14 protein-coding genes are annotated in these 18278 nt (G+C 35.6%); 5 read left to right on the forward strand and 9 right to left on the reverse strand.

Annotated elements, in window-relative coordinates:
• Position 1: 1 nt before the first annotated feature.
• Positions 2-1450, reverse strand: coding sequence for a glyceraldehyde-3-phosphate dehydrogenase (locus tag AABL81_RS10140; protein ID WP_090407203.1), 1449 nt, complete (start codon positions 1448-1450; stop codon positions 2-4).
• A gap of 112 nt (positions 1451-1562) precedes the next feature.
• A complete protein-coding gene (locus tag AABL81_RS10145; RefSeq protein WP_341340961.1) occupies positions 1563-2966 on the reverse strand; it encodes a S1C family serine protease in 1404 nt (467 codons plus the stop codon).
• A 137-nt stretch (positions 2967-3103) separates the two neighbouring features.
• Here AABL81_RS10145 and dapF point away from each other — a divergent pair, with 137 nt between their 5' ends.
• The 3 genes from dapF to mltG are packed head-to-tail and all read left to right on the forward strand — an operon-like array spanning position 3104 to position 5465.
• The gene (dapF, locus tag AABL81_RS10150; protein ID WP_341340962.1) at positions 3104-3889 is read left to right on the forward strand and encodes a diaminopimelate epimerase; all 786 of its coding nucleotides are present in this window, start codon (positions 3104-3106) and stop codon (positions 3887-3889) included.
• 4 nt (positions 3890-3893) lie between these two features.
• Positions 3894-4418 (forward strand): GNAT family N-acetyltransferase, encoded by a 525-nt coding sequence (locus tag AABL81_RS10155; RefSeq protein WP_090407367.1) that lies wholly within the window; start codon positions 3894-3896, stop codon positions 4416-4418.
• 9 nt (positions 4419-4427) lie between these two features.
• Positions 4428-5465: an endolytic transglycosylase MltG gene (gene mltG, locus AABL81_RS10160; protein ID WP_158210427.1), complete on the forward strand. Its 1038-nt coding sequence runs from the start codon at positions 4428-4430 to the stop codon at positions 5463-5465.
• A gap of 437 nt (positions 5466-5902) precedes the next feature.
• Here the strand turns inward: mltG and AABL81_RS10165 are convergent, their stop codons facing one another.
• The 3 genes from AABL81_RS10165 to AABL81_RS10175 all read right to left on the reverse strand — a co-directional run bounded on the left by AABL81_RS10165 (position 5903) and on the right by AABL81_RS10175 (position 11742).
• Positions 5903-7375 (reverse strand): efflux transporter outer membrane subunit, encoded by a 1473-nt coding sequence (locus tag AABL81_RS10165; protein ID WP_341340963.1) that lies wholly within the window; start codon positions 7373-7375, stop codon positions 5903-5905.
• A gap of 12 nt (positions 7376-7387) precedes the next feature.
• Complete coding sequence (locus AABL81_RS10170; RefSeq protein WP_158210429.1) at positions 7388-10537, reverse strand: efflux RND transporter permease subunit; 3150 nt, start codon at positions 10535-10537, stop codon at positions 7388-7390.
• Between the two features lie 62 nt (positions 10538-10599).
• Positions 10600-11742: an efflux RND transporter periplasmic adaptor subunit gene (locus AABL81_RS10175; protein ID WP_158210430.1), complete on the reverse strand. Its 1143-nt coding sequence runs from the start codon at positions 11740-11742 to the stop codon at positions 10600-10602.
• 311 nt (positions 11743-12053) lie between these two features.
• Here AABL81_RS10175 and AABL81_RS10180 point away from each other — a divergent pair, with 311 nt between their 5' ends.
• Positions 12054-13595 carry a YifB family Mg chelatase-like AAA ATPase gene (locus tag AABL81_RS10180; protein WP_341340964.1) on the forward strand — a complete coding sequence of 514 codons (1542 nt, stop codon included), beginning with the start codon at positions 12054-12056 and terminating at the stop codon, positions 13593-13595.
• Here AABL81_RS10180 and AABL81_RS10185 read toward each other — a convergent pair.
• The 4 genes from AABL81_RS10185 to gcvT all read right to left on the reverse strand — a co-directional run bounded on the left by AABL81_RS10185 (position 13587) and on the right by gcvT (position 17580).
• On the reverse strand, positions 13587-14360 hold the full coding sequence (locus AABL81_RS10185) for a hypothetical protein (protein ID WP_158210432.1): 774 nt from the start codon (positions 14358-14360) through the stop codon (positions 13587-13589). The two genes, AABL81_RS10180 and AABL81_RS10185, sit on opposite strands and share 9 nt — an antisense overlap.
• 39 nt (positions 14361-14399) lie before the next feature.
• Complete coding sequence (ypfJ, locus tag AABL81_RS10190; RefSeq protein WP_090407230.1) at positions 14400-15254, reverse strand: KPN_02809 family neutral zinc metallopeptidase; 855 nt, start codon at positions 15252-15254, stop codon at positions 14400-14402.
• A gap of 432 nt (positions 15255-15686) precedes the next feature.
• Positions 15687-16397, reverse strand: a complete 711-nt coding sequence (locus tag AABL81_RS10195) for a YebC/PmpR family DNA-binding transcriptional regulator (protein WP_090407234.1) — start codon at positions 16395-16397, stop codon at positions 15687-15689.
• Positions 16398-16497: 100 nt separating this feature from the next.
• Complete coding sequence (gcvT, locus tag AABL81_RS10200) at positions 16498-17580, reverse strand: glycine cleavage system aminomethyltransferase GcvT (protein WP_158210433.1); 1083 nt, start codon at positions 17578-17580, stop codon at positions 16498-16500.
• 233 nt (positions 17581-17813) lie between these two features.
• On the opposite strand from gcvT, the gene AABL81_RS10205 reads away from it, so the two are divergent.
• On the forward strand, positions 17814-18122 hold the full coding sequence (locus tag AABL81_RS10205; RefSeq protein WP_341340965.1) for a DUF6804 family protein: 309 nt from the start codon (positions 17814-17816) through the stop codon (positions 18120-18122).
• Positions 18123-18278: the final 156 nt, after the last annotated feature.

The following is an 18278-nucleotide window of genomic DNA, read 5'->3' on the forward strand; positions in this document are numbered from 1 at the left end:
ACTAATAGTAAGTATAACGTCTAACTTGAGCTACATATTTAGCTAAACGGATAACTTGGTGGCTATAACCATATTCGTTATCATACCAAACGTACATAACAACGTTTTTACCGTCAGCAGAAACAATAGTTGCTTTACTATCAAAGATAGATGGAGCAGAAGTACCAACGATATCAGAAGATACTAATTCATTGTTGATTGAATATTTGATTTGCTCTACTAAATCACCATTTAAAGCTGCTTTACGCATAACTTCGTTTAACTCGTCAACTGAAGTTGTTTTTTCAACTTCTAAGTTTAATACTACTAATGAACCATTAGGAACTGGTACACGAATAGCGTTAGAAGTTAATTTACCAGCTAATGATGGTAATGCTTTAGCAACAGCACTTCCAGCACCTGTTTCAGTAATAACCATGTTTAACGCTGCAGCTCTACCACGACGGTATTTTTTGTGCATATTGTCAACCAAGTTTTGGTCATTTGTGTAAGCGTGGATAGTTTCTAAGTGTCCTTTTACTACTCCGAAATTATCTTCCATTACTTTAAGAATAGGAGTAATTGCGTTTGTAGTACAAGAAGCAGCTGACCAAATATCAACTTCCTCTGGGTTGTACTCAGTGTGGTTAACACCGTGTACGATGTTTGGAACACCTTTACCTGGAGCAGTTAATAATACTTTAGAAGCTCCTTTAGCAGTTAAGTGTCTCTTAAGGTCTTCGTCAGTTTTGAAAGCTCCTGTATTGTCAATGATAAGTGCATTGTCAATATCGTAAGCTGTATAATCAATCTCTTCTGGAGAGTTAGCAGAAATCATATGAACAGTAGTTCCGTTGATGATTAAAGCATTGTTTTCTGGGTCAGCGATAACTGAACCTTCGAAATCTCCGTGTACAGAGTCATATTTTAATAAAGAAGCACGTTTTTCTAACAAAGTAGCATCGTTTTTATCACGAGTTACAATTGCTCTTAAACGCATTTGTTGTCCTTTACCGATTTTGTTCATTAACTCACGAGCTAATAATCTACCGATACGTCCAAATCCGTATAATACAACGTCTTTTGGTACTAATTCTTCAGTTTCTTTAGCATCTTTTAATTTCGCGTTTACGAAAGCTAAAGCGTTACTGTGTTGGTTGTCTTCTAAGTGGTATTCGTAAGTCAAACGACCGATATCAATTCTTGATGGTGGTAAGTCTGCTTTTTGAATAGCTTCAGCGATTTCTACTGAATCGAAAATGTTGATTGGTTTTCCAACAAATTTTGCAGCGTATTCGTGTAAGTTGATGATATCGCTTACGCTACGGTCGATTAGTTGATTACGGAACATTAATAATTCGATAGACTTATCATACCATAAGTCACTAACGATTTTAATGAATTCTACACAAGCCTTTCTGCGGTCTGCTTGAAATGCTAATTCCTTTTCGTATAAGCTATTGTTCTTCATATTTAGATTGTGTTGTGATAAATTCCTGCAAAAGTCCGTTTTTTTAATGAATTAATCAAATTCAAAATGACAAATTGGACTTTTTCTTCGATATTTTGGGTGAACACCTATTTTATATTAGTAAACGTAAATGTTCTCCTTTCAAAGTGACAATATCTGCCTTTATTTTTTGAGAAAGCCCTACCTGATTTAGGATGTCTTTGGCCTGATTTATAGACATAATTTTAATTCCATTGATAGAAATAAGCAAGCTACCCTCTAATTCTCTCTTGTAATTTGACAGTTCTTTGTCTGTAATTCGCACTATTTTGATACCGTAATTGATGTTGTTTTCTTCTCGATCTTCGTCACTTAATTCTTCGAATTCAATTCCCTTATAGGCAAATTGCTGATTCTCTCGTTTAATTAAGGCAATTTGCGTTTGCTGTGGTTCGTTATCTCTAATAAAACTAATATCAACTAAATCATTTGGTCTTTTTGTATTGAGCACGGACTTAATATCTACAAATGTCTTAATGTCTTTGTTGTTGATTTTTGTTATGATATCTCCCGTTTTTATTCCTGCCTTTTCAGCTCCGGAATTAGGAGTAATCTCTTTGACATAAAAACCGTTTTTCGTGTTTTTAAGGTTGAGTTCAGCTATGAGTTGTTGGTTTAACTCAAAACCACTAACCCCAAGTACCCCCTGTTGTACGTTTCCGTATTCTAAAAGATCCTCAACTATTTTACGGGTTACATTAGACGGAACTGCAAAGGCATAACCGACATAAGAACCGGTGTTGGATGAAATCATTGTGTTGATACCGATTAGTTCTCCACGCGTGTTTACCAATGCACCACCGCTATTACCTGGGTTGATAGCAGCATCAGTTTGTATAAACGATTGAATGCCTGTTTTAAATAAGTTTCTTGCTTTAGCAGATACAATTCCTGCCGTAACCGTTGAGGTTAAGTTAAATGGATTACCAACAGCCAATACCCATTCTCCCAATTGGATATTGTCAGAATCTCCAAATACGATGTAGGGCAGTTTGTCTTTAGGTTCTATTTTTAGCAGGGCAATGTCCATTTGCTTATCTGTACCAATGAGTTTTGCTTTATAAGTCTCATCGTTATTCAAGGTCACCTCTAATTCAGACGAATTAGCAATTACGTGGTTGTTGGTTACAATATATCCATCTTCTGTAATGATAACTCCAGAACCTGTACCCACTTGTGCTTGTGTACCTCCTTTATATCCGTAGAAAAATTCTAATAACGGATTAGAACGCGTAGTGATATAGCTTAGGTTTTTAACGTGAACTACCGCATTGACGGTGCTTTCTGCCGATTTTGTAAAGTCAAGACTGCCCGGAAGAGCAGTAATGCGCGATGCCTGAGTAGTGTTTGGCAACGCATTTTCAGTAGTAATTAGCTCTTGTGCTTGTTGTTTGTTTTCAAATAAAATTTTATATCCTCCTAATGTTAGAGCACCACTAAGAAGACTGATAAAGAATATACTAAGAGTTTTCTTCATAATAGAATATTATTTAACTGTTTAAGAGTAAAAATAAGAAACTAAAATTTATAGAGTAAATGCTTTAACCAACACTTAACAATGTGAACTAACGCACAATTATTTGTAAATTTACCCCTTTAATAAATTAAAGGTATATGATTAAGTTTTATAAATATCAAGGAACAGGGAACGACTTTGTGATGATTGACAACAGAAGTGGGTTCTTTCCAAAACAAGACAAAGCGTTAGTTGCTTTTTTATGTCACCGTCGTTTTGGTGTAGGAGGAGATGGTTTGATATTATTAGAAAACGATGAACAGTACGACTTTAGAATGGTTTACTTTAACGCAGATGGTAGTGAGAGTACAATGTGTGGTAATGGAGGGAGATGTTTAGTTGCTTTTGCAAAGCAGTTGGGAATAATAACAAATGATAAATGCCGTTTTATTGCTATTGACGGAGAACACAATGCTACGATAGATAAAGATAACAAGGTGTCGTTACAGATGATTGACGTGCAAGAGATCACCGTAAATAAAGAATATTGCTTTTTAAATACGGGTTCACCTCATCACGTGGAGTTGGTTAGAAATGTAAAGGAGTACGATGTTTTTAACAACGGAAAGGAGATTCGCGAAAGTGAACTATATGCTCCAGGAGGTACTAATGTGAACTTTGTAGAGCAAGAAGGTCCTAATCATTTTAGAATAAGAACGTTTGAAAGAGGAGTAGAAGACGAGACTTTATCTTGTGGTACGGGAGCAACAGCGGTGGCTATCTCAATGTATTTAACAGGAAAGGCAGACGATACTACTATTAAGATTGACGTGGAAGGTGGGAACCTAAAGGTTGCTTTTGAGGTAGATGAAAACAATAAGTTTAGCAAGGTGTTCTTAAATGGTCCGGCTGAATTAGTGTTTGAAGGAACAATTGAAATTTAAAGAGATGTTGCATATTCAAGGAGAAACGATTTATCTGCGTGCTTTAGAGCCAGAGGATTTAGAGTTTATATATCAGATTGAAAACGATATGTCGCTGTGGGAGGTTAGTAATACGCAAACACCATACAGTCGATTTTTAATTCACCAATATTTAGAAAATGCCCATTTAGATATTTATGAGGCAAAACAATTGCGCTTGGTAATTTGTGATAAAGACGACAAGGCTACACTTGGATTGATAGACTTGTTTGACTTTGATCCTAAGAACAATAAAGCGGGGGTTGGAATCGTTATTCAAGACCTTAATGAACGCAATAGGGGTATTGGTTCAGAAGCGTTAGAATTGGTTATAAATTACAGCCAACAGTATTTGGGATTAAACCAATTGTATGCTAATATTGCAACTGATAATACGGCAAGCACACACTTGTTTACCAAGTATGGTTTTGAACTAATTGGCGTTAAAAAACAATGGAATAAAGTTGGCTCTGTCTATAAAGATGAGGCTATGTATCAATTAATATTTTAAAGAGTAGTTATGAAATTAAAGAACATCTTAGTTTTACTTGTAGTATTAGGAGGATTCGGTTTATTAGGATATCTGTACGTTTGGTACGGAAAGGCATTTTCTCCAAACTTACACGGATGGGACGAAAAAGAATATGTGTACTTAACAGAGGGAGATAATTTTCAAACTGTGGTTAAGAAGTTAGAGCCGTATTTGAATGATGTGAATGGTTTTGAGGAGATCGCTGAACAACGAAGCTACTCTGGAAATATTATGGGTGGAAAGTTCAAGTTGAGAAACGGAATGAACAGTTACGACCTTATTCAAGCTTTGAGAGATAATGTGCCTGTTCGTTTGACGTTTAATAATATGGAGCGCGTTGAAAACTTGGCAGGGCGTATGGCAGCACAAGTTGAACCAGATAGTTTAGCTTTCTTACAATCGTTTTACGACGAGAGTTTCTTGAAAGAAACAGGGTTTACAAAAGAGAATGTATTGACGTGTTTTTTACCAGAAACGTATGAGTTTTATTGGAATGTAAATCCGTTGAAAATTAGAAATAGAGTGCACAAAGAGTATATCCGTTTTTGGAATGCTGAGCGTGAGGAGAAAGCAAAAGCATTGGGGTTAACTCCTATTGAAGTGTCTATTTTAGCGTCTATCGTACAAAAAGAAACTTCTAAAAATGACGAGAAGTCTAAAGTAGCGGGTGTATATCTTAACCGTTTAAAAATGGGAATGCCTTTACAAGCTGATCCAACAGTGGTGTATGCTAAGAAATTATATACAGGTGATTTTGATCAAGTAATCAAAAGAGTGTACTTAAAAGACACTGAAGTACCATCTCCGTATAATACGTATCAAAATACTGGATTGCCTCCAGGGCCAATCTTTATGGCAGATAAGAATACAATTGACGCTGTGTTAAATGCAGAGAAACACGATTATGTGTATTTCTGTGCAAGCGTTGAGAAAATGGGGTATCACGAGTTTGCTGTTACTTTAGCGCAACACAATGCTAATAGTAGAAAATACAGTGCTTGGTTAAACCAAAATGGAATAAAATAAACAGTTTGTTTTTATACGTAAAAGAGGATGTCTATATAGGCATCCTCTTTTTTTGACTTGTAGTGTAGTATATTGTATTAGCGTTTTGAAAGTTTTAAATGAGTTCTTTAGTTAGTAAGAGTAGACTAACATTGAGTAAGTAGTTTCGTTGTTTTTAGAGGGGCGAGAAAGATGTGATCGTAGAATAAGGGTATTTTAGTTTTGGTAAATGCCTCTTGTTTTTAGAGAAACAAGTTTATGAGAATGAATAGATAATAAATGGTTTTGATTTCATTGCGTTAGGATGATGAGTTCAAAGGCAATCTCAAAAAAGGGTGTGAAAGTAAGTATGAGGAGATAGCGTAGTGTCGGCATATAAAAGAAAAGGGAGAACATTGCAATGTTCTCCCTTTAAGGTTTTTCTATTTAAAGTTTGGTTACTTTACTCGTTTCGTAAACTATTTCCAACCTCCTCCAAGAGATTTGTATAGCTTAACTCTCGATAGCAATTTGTTTTGTTTTAGTTTATTCAAATTCAACTCGCTATCAAGCATATTTTTTTGTGCGTTGATTACCTCAATATACGTTGCATATCCACTATTAAATAATAAGTTAGATTGCTTAACCCCTAATCTTGATGTAGAAACTTGTTCCTCTGCAATATCAATTTGCTCTCTCACAGTTTCAGACGTAATCAAAGCATCTGTTACTTCTGTTATTGCTGTGTAAACTGTTTTCTGAAAGTCAATCTCTGACTTCGTTCTTTCAATTTTAGCTACTTCAAAGTCTGTTTTTAGTTTCTTTTTATTGAAAATAGGAGCAGTAAGTTTACCTACTAAACCACCAAAAAGAGAACCAGGAATATTGAACCAATTAGATCCTAACATACTGTTTAATCCTCCTGTAAGGTCTATTTGTAATGATGGATATCTACTTGTTTGTGTTACCCCTACAATAGCATTTTTAGCTTGTAATTCTAATTCTGCTGCTTGTACATCAGGTCTTTGACTAATCATATATAACGGAATACCTGTTGTTAGGGTTTCGTCGTATTTCACATCAGCTAATTTAGTGTCCCTTTCAATATCATTAGGTAACTGACCTGTAAGTAATGACAAGGCATTTTCTTGAATAGCAATCTGTTGTTTCAAAGAAGGAATTAACGCTTTGGCAACCAACATTTGGTTACGCGTTTGCTGAATCGCCAAGGAAGTGATTTGTCCCGCATCGCGTTGTAATTCTACTATCTTCAGGGTGTTTTTAGTCAACTCATAGTTGGTTTCAGCTACTTCCATTTGTGCGTCTAACAATAGTAAGTTGTAATATCCCTCAGCAATATTGGCAATTAAAGTAGTTTGTACTGCTTTCTTAGCCTCATTGGTCTGTAAGTATCTTGCTAATGCCTCTGCACTTTTACTCTTTATTTTTCCCCAAATATCAATCTCCCAGCTCAACCCTAAACCAGTGATATATTGTGCTGAGTTTACATACATATTATCAGGAGCATCTTTCCCCTTGTCAGCATAGTACTTAGAAGAAGGCGAGCCATAGTAGTTTTGAGATTTATATTGATAAGAAACACTTCCCATATCCATATTAATTGAAGGCAACCATTCTAATTTAGCTTGGCCCGCTTTCATATTGGCAATTTCAATGTTTTTGACCGCATTCTGCATATCAAAGTTGTGTTCTAATCCTTTCTCAATTAAGTGGATTAACGTTTCATCTTCAAAGAACGTTCTCCAATCAATATCAGCAATACCAACAGAGTCGCTTGCTGTTCTAATTGAATCACTTTGTCCTCTATAGCTTTCAGGCAAGTCTAATTGAGGTGCTCTGTATTTCGATTGTGGTGCACAAGATTGTAATGCCACCAAAGCAGAAACCATCGAAGCATATAAAGTGTATGTTAATATTCTTTTTGTATTCATAGGTTTCTATTTTTAGTCGTTAGTAAATTTTGCTTTAAGTTTTTCATCCCACGTTTGGAAAATGAAGAATAGTACAGGGATAATAAAAATCCCTACGATTACTCCACATACCATACCTCCAGCGGCACTAAAACTGATAGAATGGTTACCTTGAGCAGATGGACCAACAGTAAACATCAATGGAATTAATCCAGCTACGAAAGCAAATGATGTCATCAAGATTGGTCTTAAACGCATCTTAGACCCCTCTATAGCTGCGTCAAAAATAGATAAGCCATTGCGTCTTTGTTGTAGAGCAAACTCCACAATCAGAATAGCGTTCTTAGCTAATAAACCAATCAGCATAATCAGTCCTACTTGTACATAGATGTTATTTTGTAATCCCGCTAAGTTTACAAATAGCGCAACCCCTAATAACCCCGTTGGTACAGTAAGTAAAATTGCAATAGGCAATAAATAACTCTCGTACTGTGCACATAGTAAGAAGTAAACAAATACAATACTCAAGGCGAAAATCAAGATAGCTTGGTTACCTGAATCTTTTTCTTCTAAAGACATTCCTGTAAACTCATACGAATAGTTACCAGGTATTTTCCCTGTTACCTCTTCAATGGCTTTCATAGCATCTCCTGTACTATAACCCGTAGCAGGTGTAGCTTTAATAGAAATAGAGTTGTATAAGTTATATCTCGTTACCGTTTGTGGACCTAATGTTTTTTTCAGTTTAATCAACGTATTGGCAGGCAACATTTCACCGTCTTTGTTTTTCACGTAAATAGAACGGAATGACTCTGGACTCTCTCTAAATGGAATATCTGCTTGCATATACACACGGTATGTACGTCCAAATCTGTTGAAATCCCCAGCTTTTATACGACCGTAGTAATTCTTAACCGTTGTCATTAAATCTTTTACGCTAACGCCTAAAGATTTTGCTTTCACATAGTCAATTTCTAATAAGTATTGAGGGTAATTGGCTTTAAAAGAAGTAAAGGCATTTGCAATTTCATCTCTGCTTTTCAATTCTTTAATCACCTCATCACTTACCTTACTGAATTCGTCGAATCCACCACCCATACGGTCTTGAAGAACAAATTCAATACCACCGAAGTCACCAAATCCTGAAATAGTAGGTCTTGGGAATACGTTGAATGACGCCTCGTTAATAACAGATAAGTCGGTTTGAATCTCCTCAATAATCTTGTCTATATTCTTTGTTTTTCCTCTTTCTTTGTACGGTTTCAAATTAAGGAAACCAACAGCAAATGACGGACTCGCGTTACCATCAATGGCGTTATAACCAGAAATAGCAGTCATTCCCTCAATATCCGTACGTTGTTTTAAAATACTATCTGCTTTAGCAAGAACAACTTTTGTACGTGCTAATGAAGCACCAGGAGGCATTGCTAAAGAGTATGTAATATAACTGTCGTCTTCTCTTGGAATAAATGAAGAAGGCGTTTTGTATAAGAATACAACTCCTAATCCGATGATTAATGCTAATCCGGCAATAGCCACTTTTTTATTGGTGATTAACTTCTTAATTGTAGCTACATATTTTTCAGTGAAACTGTCAAATGCTGTGTTGAAAGCAAAGAAGAATCTACCACTTACGCGTTGTACTGTGTTTTTATTTTTCTTTGCTACATACTCATCTCCTGATGGTTGTTTTAAAAACAAAGCACATAAAGCAGGACTCAACGTTAATGCGTTTACAGCTGAAATAAGAATAGCAAAGGCAAGGGTATAGGCAAATTGCTTATAGAATATACCAGCAGGACCTTGCATAAAACCAACAGGTAAGAACACAGCTGACATTACTAAAGTAATAGAGATAATAGCTCTTGTAATCTCGTTCATCGTTGAGATTGTAGCTTCTTTTGCTTTCATTCCCGTCTGATGCATTTTCTCGTGTATAGCCTCAACCACTACAATGGCGTCATCTACTACAATACCAATGGCGAGCACTAAAGCAAACATTGTTAATACGTTAATAGAGAATCCCATTAAGTAGATAAAGAACAACGTACCTACCAGTGAAATAGGAATAGCAATAGCGGGAATAATTGTTGATCTAAAGTCTTGTAAGAATAAGTAAACAATGATAAACACTAAGAAGAAAGCCTCGAAAAGCGTACTCTTTACTTGGTTAATCGACTCGTCAATCTGATTCTTTACAGAGTAGCTAATTTCATAGTGTACTCCTTTTGGGAACGACTTAGAAACGCGTTCTAATACTTTTCTAACAGCAATATCAATATCTCTGGCATTTGAACCAGCAGTTTGCGTAATGTTCATTGTTAACCCAGGGTAACCGTTTACACTGTTATCACTCCCCACGTTAGACGCGCCAAACTCCACTCTTGCTACATCTTTTAATAGTAAAACAGAACCGTCTTTGTTTGTTTTAATTACAATGTTTTCATATTGCTCAGGTTGACTAAATCTACCTTTGTGTTTCAATGATGTTTCAAATGCCTCATCAGATGTTTCTCCAAAAGCACCAGGTGCAATTTCAAAGTTTTGATCTTTAATCGCACTAATGATGTCTTGAGGAGTTAGACTATATAAAGCCAGTTTTTCTGGGTTTAACCACGTTCTCATTGAGTAATCACGTGCACCAATACGTCCAACAGATGCAACTCCAGGAACCCTTAGTAGTTCACGGTTGATATTAATCTGTGTGTATGCTTGTAAGAAAGTTTCGTCATACACCTCTTCAGGGTGGTCACTGTAAAAGTTAATCGTCATAATATTACCACTCTGACGAGGAGTAACAGAAATACCGTTTTCATTAACCTCAGACGGCAAATCACCAGACGCTTTACTTACTCTGTTTTGTACGTTTACAGATGCTTGGTCAGGGTCAGTACCTGCTTTAAAATATACGTTTATAGTTCCCGATCCACTGTTACTTGCTTTTGAACTAATGTAACTCATATTGTCAACCCCGTTGATAGATTCCTCAATCGGTAATAAGACACTCTGAGCAACAGTTTCAGCATTTGCACCAGGGTATGAAGTAGAGACAGTAACACTCGGTGGTGCAATCTCTGGGAAACGTGTTATCGGTAATAATGTAAGTCCAACTAACCCAAGTAATAAGAACATAATTGATATTACTGTAGCCAGGATAGGACGATTTATAATAGCTTTTAACATATAAAATTATTTAGTAAGGTGAGTAAAATAACGCATAGTTCAATTGTTGTTTGACAAGTAAATTAGTTGACAGGTTTTACATACATTCCTTCAGTTAATTTGTCAAAACCAGTTTTAATCACGCGGTCTCCGATTTTTAATCCTTCAGAAACAATATAGTTTGTTCCAGATACCCCGTTTAATACGATTGATTGTAATTTTACTTTGTCTTCGTTGTCTAAGATGTAAACAAAAGTTTTGTCTTGAATAGAAGTAGTAACTTCTTGTGGAATCAAGATTACGTGAGGATTTGTTTCTTTTAATTTGATTGTTCCTGTGTTACCAGATCTCATCACATCTTGAGAGTTTGGAAACGAAGCTCTAAGAGAAATAGAACCTGTTGTACGGTTAACTTGTCCGTTAATCATATCTACTTTTCCTTTTTCAGCATATTCGTGTCCGTCAGCTAAAATCAGTGCTACATCTGGTAAGTATTGTCCAGCTGCTGTTGTATCCGCTTTTTTATTCCCTTTGCTGAAGTATAAAAAGTCAGACTCACTCATTCCGAAGTACACATAAACTTCACTTACGTCAGAAAGTACAGTAAGCGGTTCTTTATCACTTTTAGAAACTAAGTTACCAATACGCTTAGGCATACGGCCAATGTATCCACTTACAGGAGCTTTGATTACGGTGTAGTCTAAGTTAATCTTAGCACTTGCTACAGCGGCACTTGCTTTTGCTAATGAAGCTCTTGCGATTTCGTAATTAGCTTTTGCTGTTTGCAATTGTACCTCAGCAATTACCTCATTGTCGATCAATGGTTTTAAACGGTCTATTTCAAGCTTTGCATTTTTCAGTTTAGCCTTTTCTACATTCTCTGTAGCCACCATATTGTTTAAAACCTCTTGGTAAGGTTGTGGGTCCACTTTAAAAAGAGGTTGACCTTCTTTTACAAAAGCCCCTTCATCTATAAATATTTGTTCTAAAAGACCTTCTACCTGAGGGCGAATCTCTACGTTTACTTTACCCTCTATATTTCCGATATAGTCTTTAATTGTAATTGCTGTTGTTGTATCTACTTGAATGATAGGTAAAGCCAGTGCATTTTCTTTCGGATCAATCGTTTTAGAAGAACCTATATTACAGCTGTTGATACCTATCAATGTACCTATCATTATCAAAGCTGAGATTGCTACTAAAACTGTTTTTTTACTTGTTATCATTTTAAATACTGTTAATTGTTGAAGGTGAGAAATAATCTACATTGAAATACTATTCAATACTAATGCCAAAAAAGAGAAAACATATTCGAAATATTCGGTATATTTTTTGTAACGTACTGATATGTAGTTAAATACTTGGTGTTTTTTAAATAAATCAAAGTATTTAGAAAAGAAATATAAAATAAATCAAAGATTGTGAAAGTGTTGCATTGTGGGGATGTGCTCTACAAAATGAAAATGATACACTATTCTTTAATTTATTTTAAAAACCTTCTTTTTGATAAAAGAGACACTTAAATAATAGAGGAAATATGTTAGAAAAGGTTTTTGGTAGTGCTGTTTACGGCATTGATGCAACAACAATAACTGTTGAGGTACACATTGACAAAGGAGTGGGGTATCACCTTGTAGGATTGCCAGACAGTGCAATTAAAGAAAGCAGCTATCGGATTGCGGCAGCGTTAAAGAATAACGGTTATCGTATGCCAGGTAGAAAGATAACTATCAATTTAGCCCCTGCCAACTTGAGAAAGGAAGGGTCTTCTTATGACTTGGTTATTGCTATTGGTATACTGGTTTCGTCGAGTCAAATTACTCTTCAAAAGACTTTAGGGGATTATGTGATAATGGGAGAATTGTCGTTAGATGGTTCTTTGCAGTGTATCAATGGTGCTTTACCTATTGCGATTAAAGCAAAAGAAGAGGGGTTTAAAGGAATTATAATTCCCAAGGGAAATGAAAGGGAAGCGGCTATTGTAGAAGGGTTAGATGTTTATGGTGTTAGTAAAATAGATGAGGTGATTGGCTTTTTGTCTGGTAAGATAAATTTAGAACCCGTGAAGTTAGATTTAAAAGCGATGTTTAACGACGATTCGGAAAACCATTTAGCTATTGACTTTAAGGATGTGAAGGGACAGGAGAGTATTAAACGGGCAATGGAAATTGCAGCGGCAGGTGGACATAACATTATATTAATAGGACCACCGGGATCTGGAAAGACGATGTTGGCAAAGCGCTTGCCGAGTATATTGCCTTCAATGACATTGGATGAGGCGTTAGAAACTACCAAGATTCACAGTGTAGTAGGCAAGGCAAAAGACAGTGGATTAATCTGCAACCGACCTTTTAGAAGTCCACACCACACGGCCTCGTCTGTATCTCTTGTTGGCGGAGGGGGATATCCACAACCAGGTGAAATATCTCTTGCACATAATGGAGTATTGTTTTTAGACGAGTTGCCAGAATTTAAACGAGATGTATTAGAGGTAATGCGTCAGCCTTTAGAAGACAGAGAGGTAACCATTTCAAGGGCGAGGTTTACAATAACGTATCCGTCTTCTTTTATGCTTGTGGCAAGTATGAATCCAAGTCCAAGTGGGTATTTCAACGATCCTGATGCACCAATCAAATCGTCTCACGCTGAAATGCAACGTTACCTCAACAAGGTATCTGGTCCTTTGTTAGATAGAATAGATATTCATATAGAAGTAAATCCTGTGCCTTTTGAAAAGTTGTCTGACAAGCAATTGGCTGAGCCAAGTAAAGACATTAAAGCAAGGGTAATAGTAGCGCGTAATGTCCAGTCTAAGCGTTTTGAATCACATAAAGGGGTACATTACAACGCACAGATGAATACGGCTTTAATAAGAAAGTATTGTGGCTTAGAAGCAGATTCGTTAAGCCTGTTGAAAAGCGCGATGGATAGACTGAATTTATCTGCTCGTGCGTATGATCGTATATTGAAAGTATCGCGAACAATAGCAGACTTGGATCACAGTGAAAAAATAATGCCCCAGCACATAGCTGAGGCAATACAATATCGTAGTTTAGATAGAGAGGGGTGGTTAGGATAATTTATCTTCTTCAGGGTAGTAACCAATCGCCTGTCTGTACAGTGCAAAACACACACTGAATAAGAACGGAATTGTAAAGAAAACCCCTACTAAGAAAAAGAATAATCCAGCTCCAACCACAAAGTAGCTAAACAATAAGATTAATATAATGGTGAATGGTTGTTTATTAACGACCATTACACTGTTTTTTACAGCTTGAATAGGTGACAAATTACCAAAGATAATTAACGGAGTAACAAACACGATAAGTGCGTTTACAAGCCAGTTAATTGCCATTGCTACCATACCTAATCCTTCCATTTGTAAGAAGAAAACAATTGTAGATAATACAATAGACACTATAAAGTGTATGAATAAAAGATATAATCCTTTTACGTTTACAAAGTATTTAAACGCTAAGAATAAGCTTGATCTTTTTCCTTTGTAAGCATTTGCAGCCATTTCTAAAAAGCCAGCCATAAGGATTGAACTAAAAGCAGTAAGCCCCGTCATAACCAATAGGTAGATATATATCTGATCTAAAGGTAAGTTCATAGGCGAGAATGTTTGTAATTGCTCTAATACAGCCTCTGTGTCCTCTCCATACATTTTTAAAAGGATAGATGAAAAACCAATAGAAGCTAAAAACGTAAGAAGCATTAAAGCTGCCGATGTCGGGATTACTATTTTTTTATAATAAGCAAAGGCTTCAGACATTACGTTGTTCATTTGTAGGTTTAAACCGTTTTCAGCAATGTCTTTAAGTCGTTGTTTTGTATTGTCCATAAGCTAAGCCATTTGTTTTGGCCTTGTAATTAATTGTTATTATCTCAGGTGGTCGAAAGTATTTCCTTGTTTAATATCTCCAGTATTAAATCCTTTCATAAACCATTCTTTTCTTTGTTGAGAAGTACCGTGTGTAAACGAGTCAGGGTTTACTTGTCCTGTAACTCTTTTCTGAATAGCATCATCTCCTACAGCTTGTGCCGCGCTTAAAGCGATATCAATATCTTTAGGCTCTAAGTATTTTTGGTTGTATTTAGCCCAAACCCCAGCGTAGAAGTCAGCTTGTAACTCTAAACCAACTGAAAGTTTGTTAGCTTCTTTTTTGTTTTTACCTTGTTGTAATTGGTGTACTTTACTATTTGTACCCAATAGTGTTTGTACGTGGTGACCTACTTCGTGTGCAATTACATAAGCAATAGCAAAGTTACCGCGTTCAGCACCAAAACGGTTGTGTAGTTCTTCAAAAAAGCGCAAGTCCATATATACAGTCTCGTCAGCCGGACAGTAAAAAGGACCAACATCAGCAGTAGCACCACCACATTTAGTGTTTACTTGATCATCAAATAACTCCATTTTAGGTTCGCGATATTGCATTCCGTTTTCTTGGAAAATTTTGTGCCACGCATCTTCAGTATCAGCAAAAATTACTGCTACCATTTTACCCATTTGTTGTTCTTCTTGAGATAGTTGTCTTGTTTCAACTTGCTCCGTTTGCTGACCTGTATTCATTTGTTCTAAAACAGGTGCAATTTGTTTGCCTGTTTCTCCTCCAAACATATATAGCAATACAGCTATAATCCCCACAAGTCCACCACCTAAAGCAGTTTTACCAGCAGAAGATTTACCTCTACTATCTGTGACGTTTTTACTTTCTCTACGACCTTCCCATTTCATACTTTAATGTTTTTGTGCAAAAATAGCAAAATTTGAGTACTTAATGTTATATATCTATTTTTTAAAGAGAACAGCTAATTGTGGGGTAGGTATTTGATGCTTAGGTGTAATAGGAATGAAAGATAGATTGTGCTGTGGGATTGTTGTTAGTAGAAGTAGCTTTTAGATTGAATAGGGGAACTGCATTGAAAAGCAAATAACAATGGTTCATTGTGAGTTTACAAAGAATAGGGGTAACCATAAACTGCATTGAAAAGTAAATAACAATAGTTCATTGTGAGTTTATAAAGAATAGGGGGAACCATAGACCCCATTAAAGAGTGAGTGGTTTATAATCGTTCATTCTATGTTTACAGCTAAAAAGTATCGTTGAGGTATCGATATAAAAAAAGAGCCTCCAGTGGAAGCTCTTTCAAATATTATAATCGGTGATTACGCCATCGTAGTAAATACGTTTTGTACGTCGTCATCTTCTTCAATTTTGTCTAACAATTTATCTACATCAGCTTGTTCTTCTTCTGTAAGTTCTTTTGTTACTTGTGGAATTCTATCAAATCCAGAAGATAAGATTTCAATTCCTCTACCTTCTAATTCTTTTTGGATAGCTCCAAAGCTTTCGAAAGGTGCGTAAATCATTACACCATCTTCATCTTCAAAGATTTCATCAATTCCGAAATCGATAAGTTCTAATTCAAACTCTTCTAAATCTCTACCTTCTTCAGCAGGAATTCTAAAGTTACAAGTGTGGTCAAACATAAACTCAACCGATCCTTGTGTACCTAATGTACCGTTACATTTGTTGAAGTAACTTCTGATATTAGCAACAGTTCTATTGTTGTTGTCAGTAGCACATTCGATTAAGAAAGCAATACCGTGAGGACCATATCCTTCGAAAATTACCTCTTTATAGTTTTCAGTATCTTTATCTGTAGCACGCTTAATAGCACGTTCAACATTATCTTTAGGCATATTAGCTGCCTTAGCATTTTGTATTACAGCACGAAGACGAGCATTAGCTTCTGGGTTAGGTCCACCTTCTTTTACAGCCATTACAATGTCCTTACCGATTCTTGTAAACGTTTTTGCCATAGCAGACCAACGTTTTAGCTTACGTCCTTTTCTAAATTCAAACGCTCTTCCCATAATAATTCTTACTTAATTTTAATAGTGCAAAAATATAGTATTATTCAAATATATCATAAAAAAAACGGGAGCTTATTTTCAAGCTCCCGTTTTAATTAGTTTATTTTTTATAAAAAGGGGTTTTTACCACTTTTGCTTCAACGTCATTCTTACGAATACGGATAAAGATTTCGCTTCCTTCTGCTGCAAGAGCTACTGGTACATATCCCATTCCGATACCTTTTCCTAATGAAGGAGATTGTGTACCTGAAGTTACTTTACCAATTACGTTTCCTTCAGCGTCAACGATTTCGTAATCGTGTCTTGGAATACCTTTACCGATTAATTCAAAACCAACTAATCTGTTTTTGATACCTGCTTCTTTTTCTGCTTTTAAGTTTTCAGAGTTAACGAAGTCTTTTGTAAACTTAGTTACCCATCCTAAACCAGCTTCTAAAGGAGAAATCTCATCGTTTAGTTCGTTACCATATAAGCAGTATCCCATTTCAAGACGTAATGTATCACGAGCAGCTAATCCAATAGGTTTGATTCCCCAGTTAGCACCAGCTTCAAATACTTTAGTCCAAACAGTTTCAATATCTTCGTTTTTTACATATACTTCAAAACCTCCTGAACCAGTGTATCCTGTAGCAGAAATAACTACATTAGGAACGCCAGCAAATGTGTCAATTACGAAGTTGTAAAATTTAATGTCAGCAAGGTTTACAGCAGTTAAGCTTTGCATTGCTTCAATAGCTTTAGGCCCTTGAATAGCTAAGATAGAGTATCCATCAGATAAGTTCTCAACTGTAGCGTTTACGTCATTGTGACTTGTAACCCAGTTCCAGTCTTTCTCAATATTAGAAGCATTAACTACCATTAGGTATTCTTCTTCGTTTACTCTATACGTAATGATATCATCAATTACACCACCTTTTTCATTTGGAAAGTAGCAGTATTGTGCTTTTCCGTCAACTAAAGTAGAAGCGTCATTTGAAGTAACTTTTTGAATTAAACTCAACGCGTTAGGACCTGAAATTTTGAAGATTCCCATGTGAGAAACGTCAAATACTCCCACGCCATTTCTTACTGTTTCGTGTTCTGCATTTACTCCTTCATATTGAACAGGCATTGAAAACCCTGCAAATGGAACCATCTTCGCTCCTAAACTTTCGTGTATGTGATTTAATGTTACTTGTTTCATTGTGTTGTTATATAAATTGATAATAATTAAGTGCTAAAGTAAGTTTTTTTTGTTTCAAATAAAAGCAAATTTGAATAAGGACAATAGAAGTATAACAGTATTTATAATAGTAGGAAGTGTATATTAAATATAATGCAAATGATGGGCTGTTTTTTTAGGATATCTTATTAATAACTATGAATATTGAAATAAAATGTATATATTTAAAGGAAGTATTCTTAAAGATAGTTATTATGGAAAGAGCAATCAAAATTATAGTAGTTATTTTATTAGTGTTGAATATGCTTGTAACCTCACAAGATTACCATCAACTGATGAGTTTTATTGTGATTGTAGCTTTTGGTATTTTAGCATATAACTCCCATATCAACAAGAAGGTCATAGAGATGATTACCTATGTTTTCTTGATTTTAGTATTCCAACCTTTTTACGTGATCGCACTCGATAGAACTTGGTGGTTAGTCATTCAAGGCGTACTTGCAGTAGGATTGATTGTTTCTCTATTTTTTGAGAAAAAAGAAGAAGTGAAGAATAAAAAGTAATGGGTGAAAACATTGTTATATCATCGTAAACAAGAATATCATAATTCAACCGAAATATTATTACAAACCAAATCGTCACAACGCAACCAATATGATGTGATGTGATTATTTCGATGAAATGACATTTACCCCCTGAAATATTACAATTCAATCAAT

Source organism: Myroides sp. C1519, from assembly GCF_038039755.1.
GTDB lineage: Bacteria > Bacteroidota > Bacteroidia > Flavobacteriales > Flavobacteriaceae > Flavobacterium > Flavobacterium phaeum_A.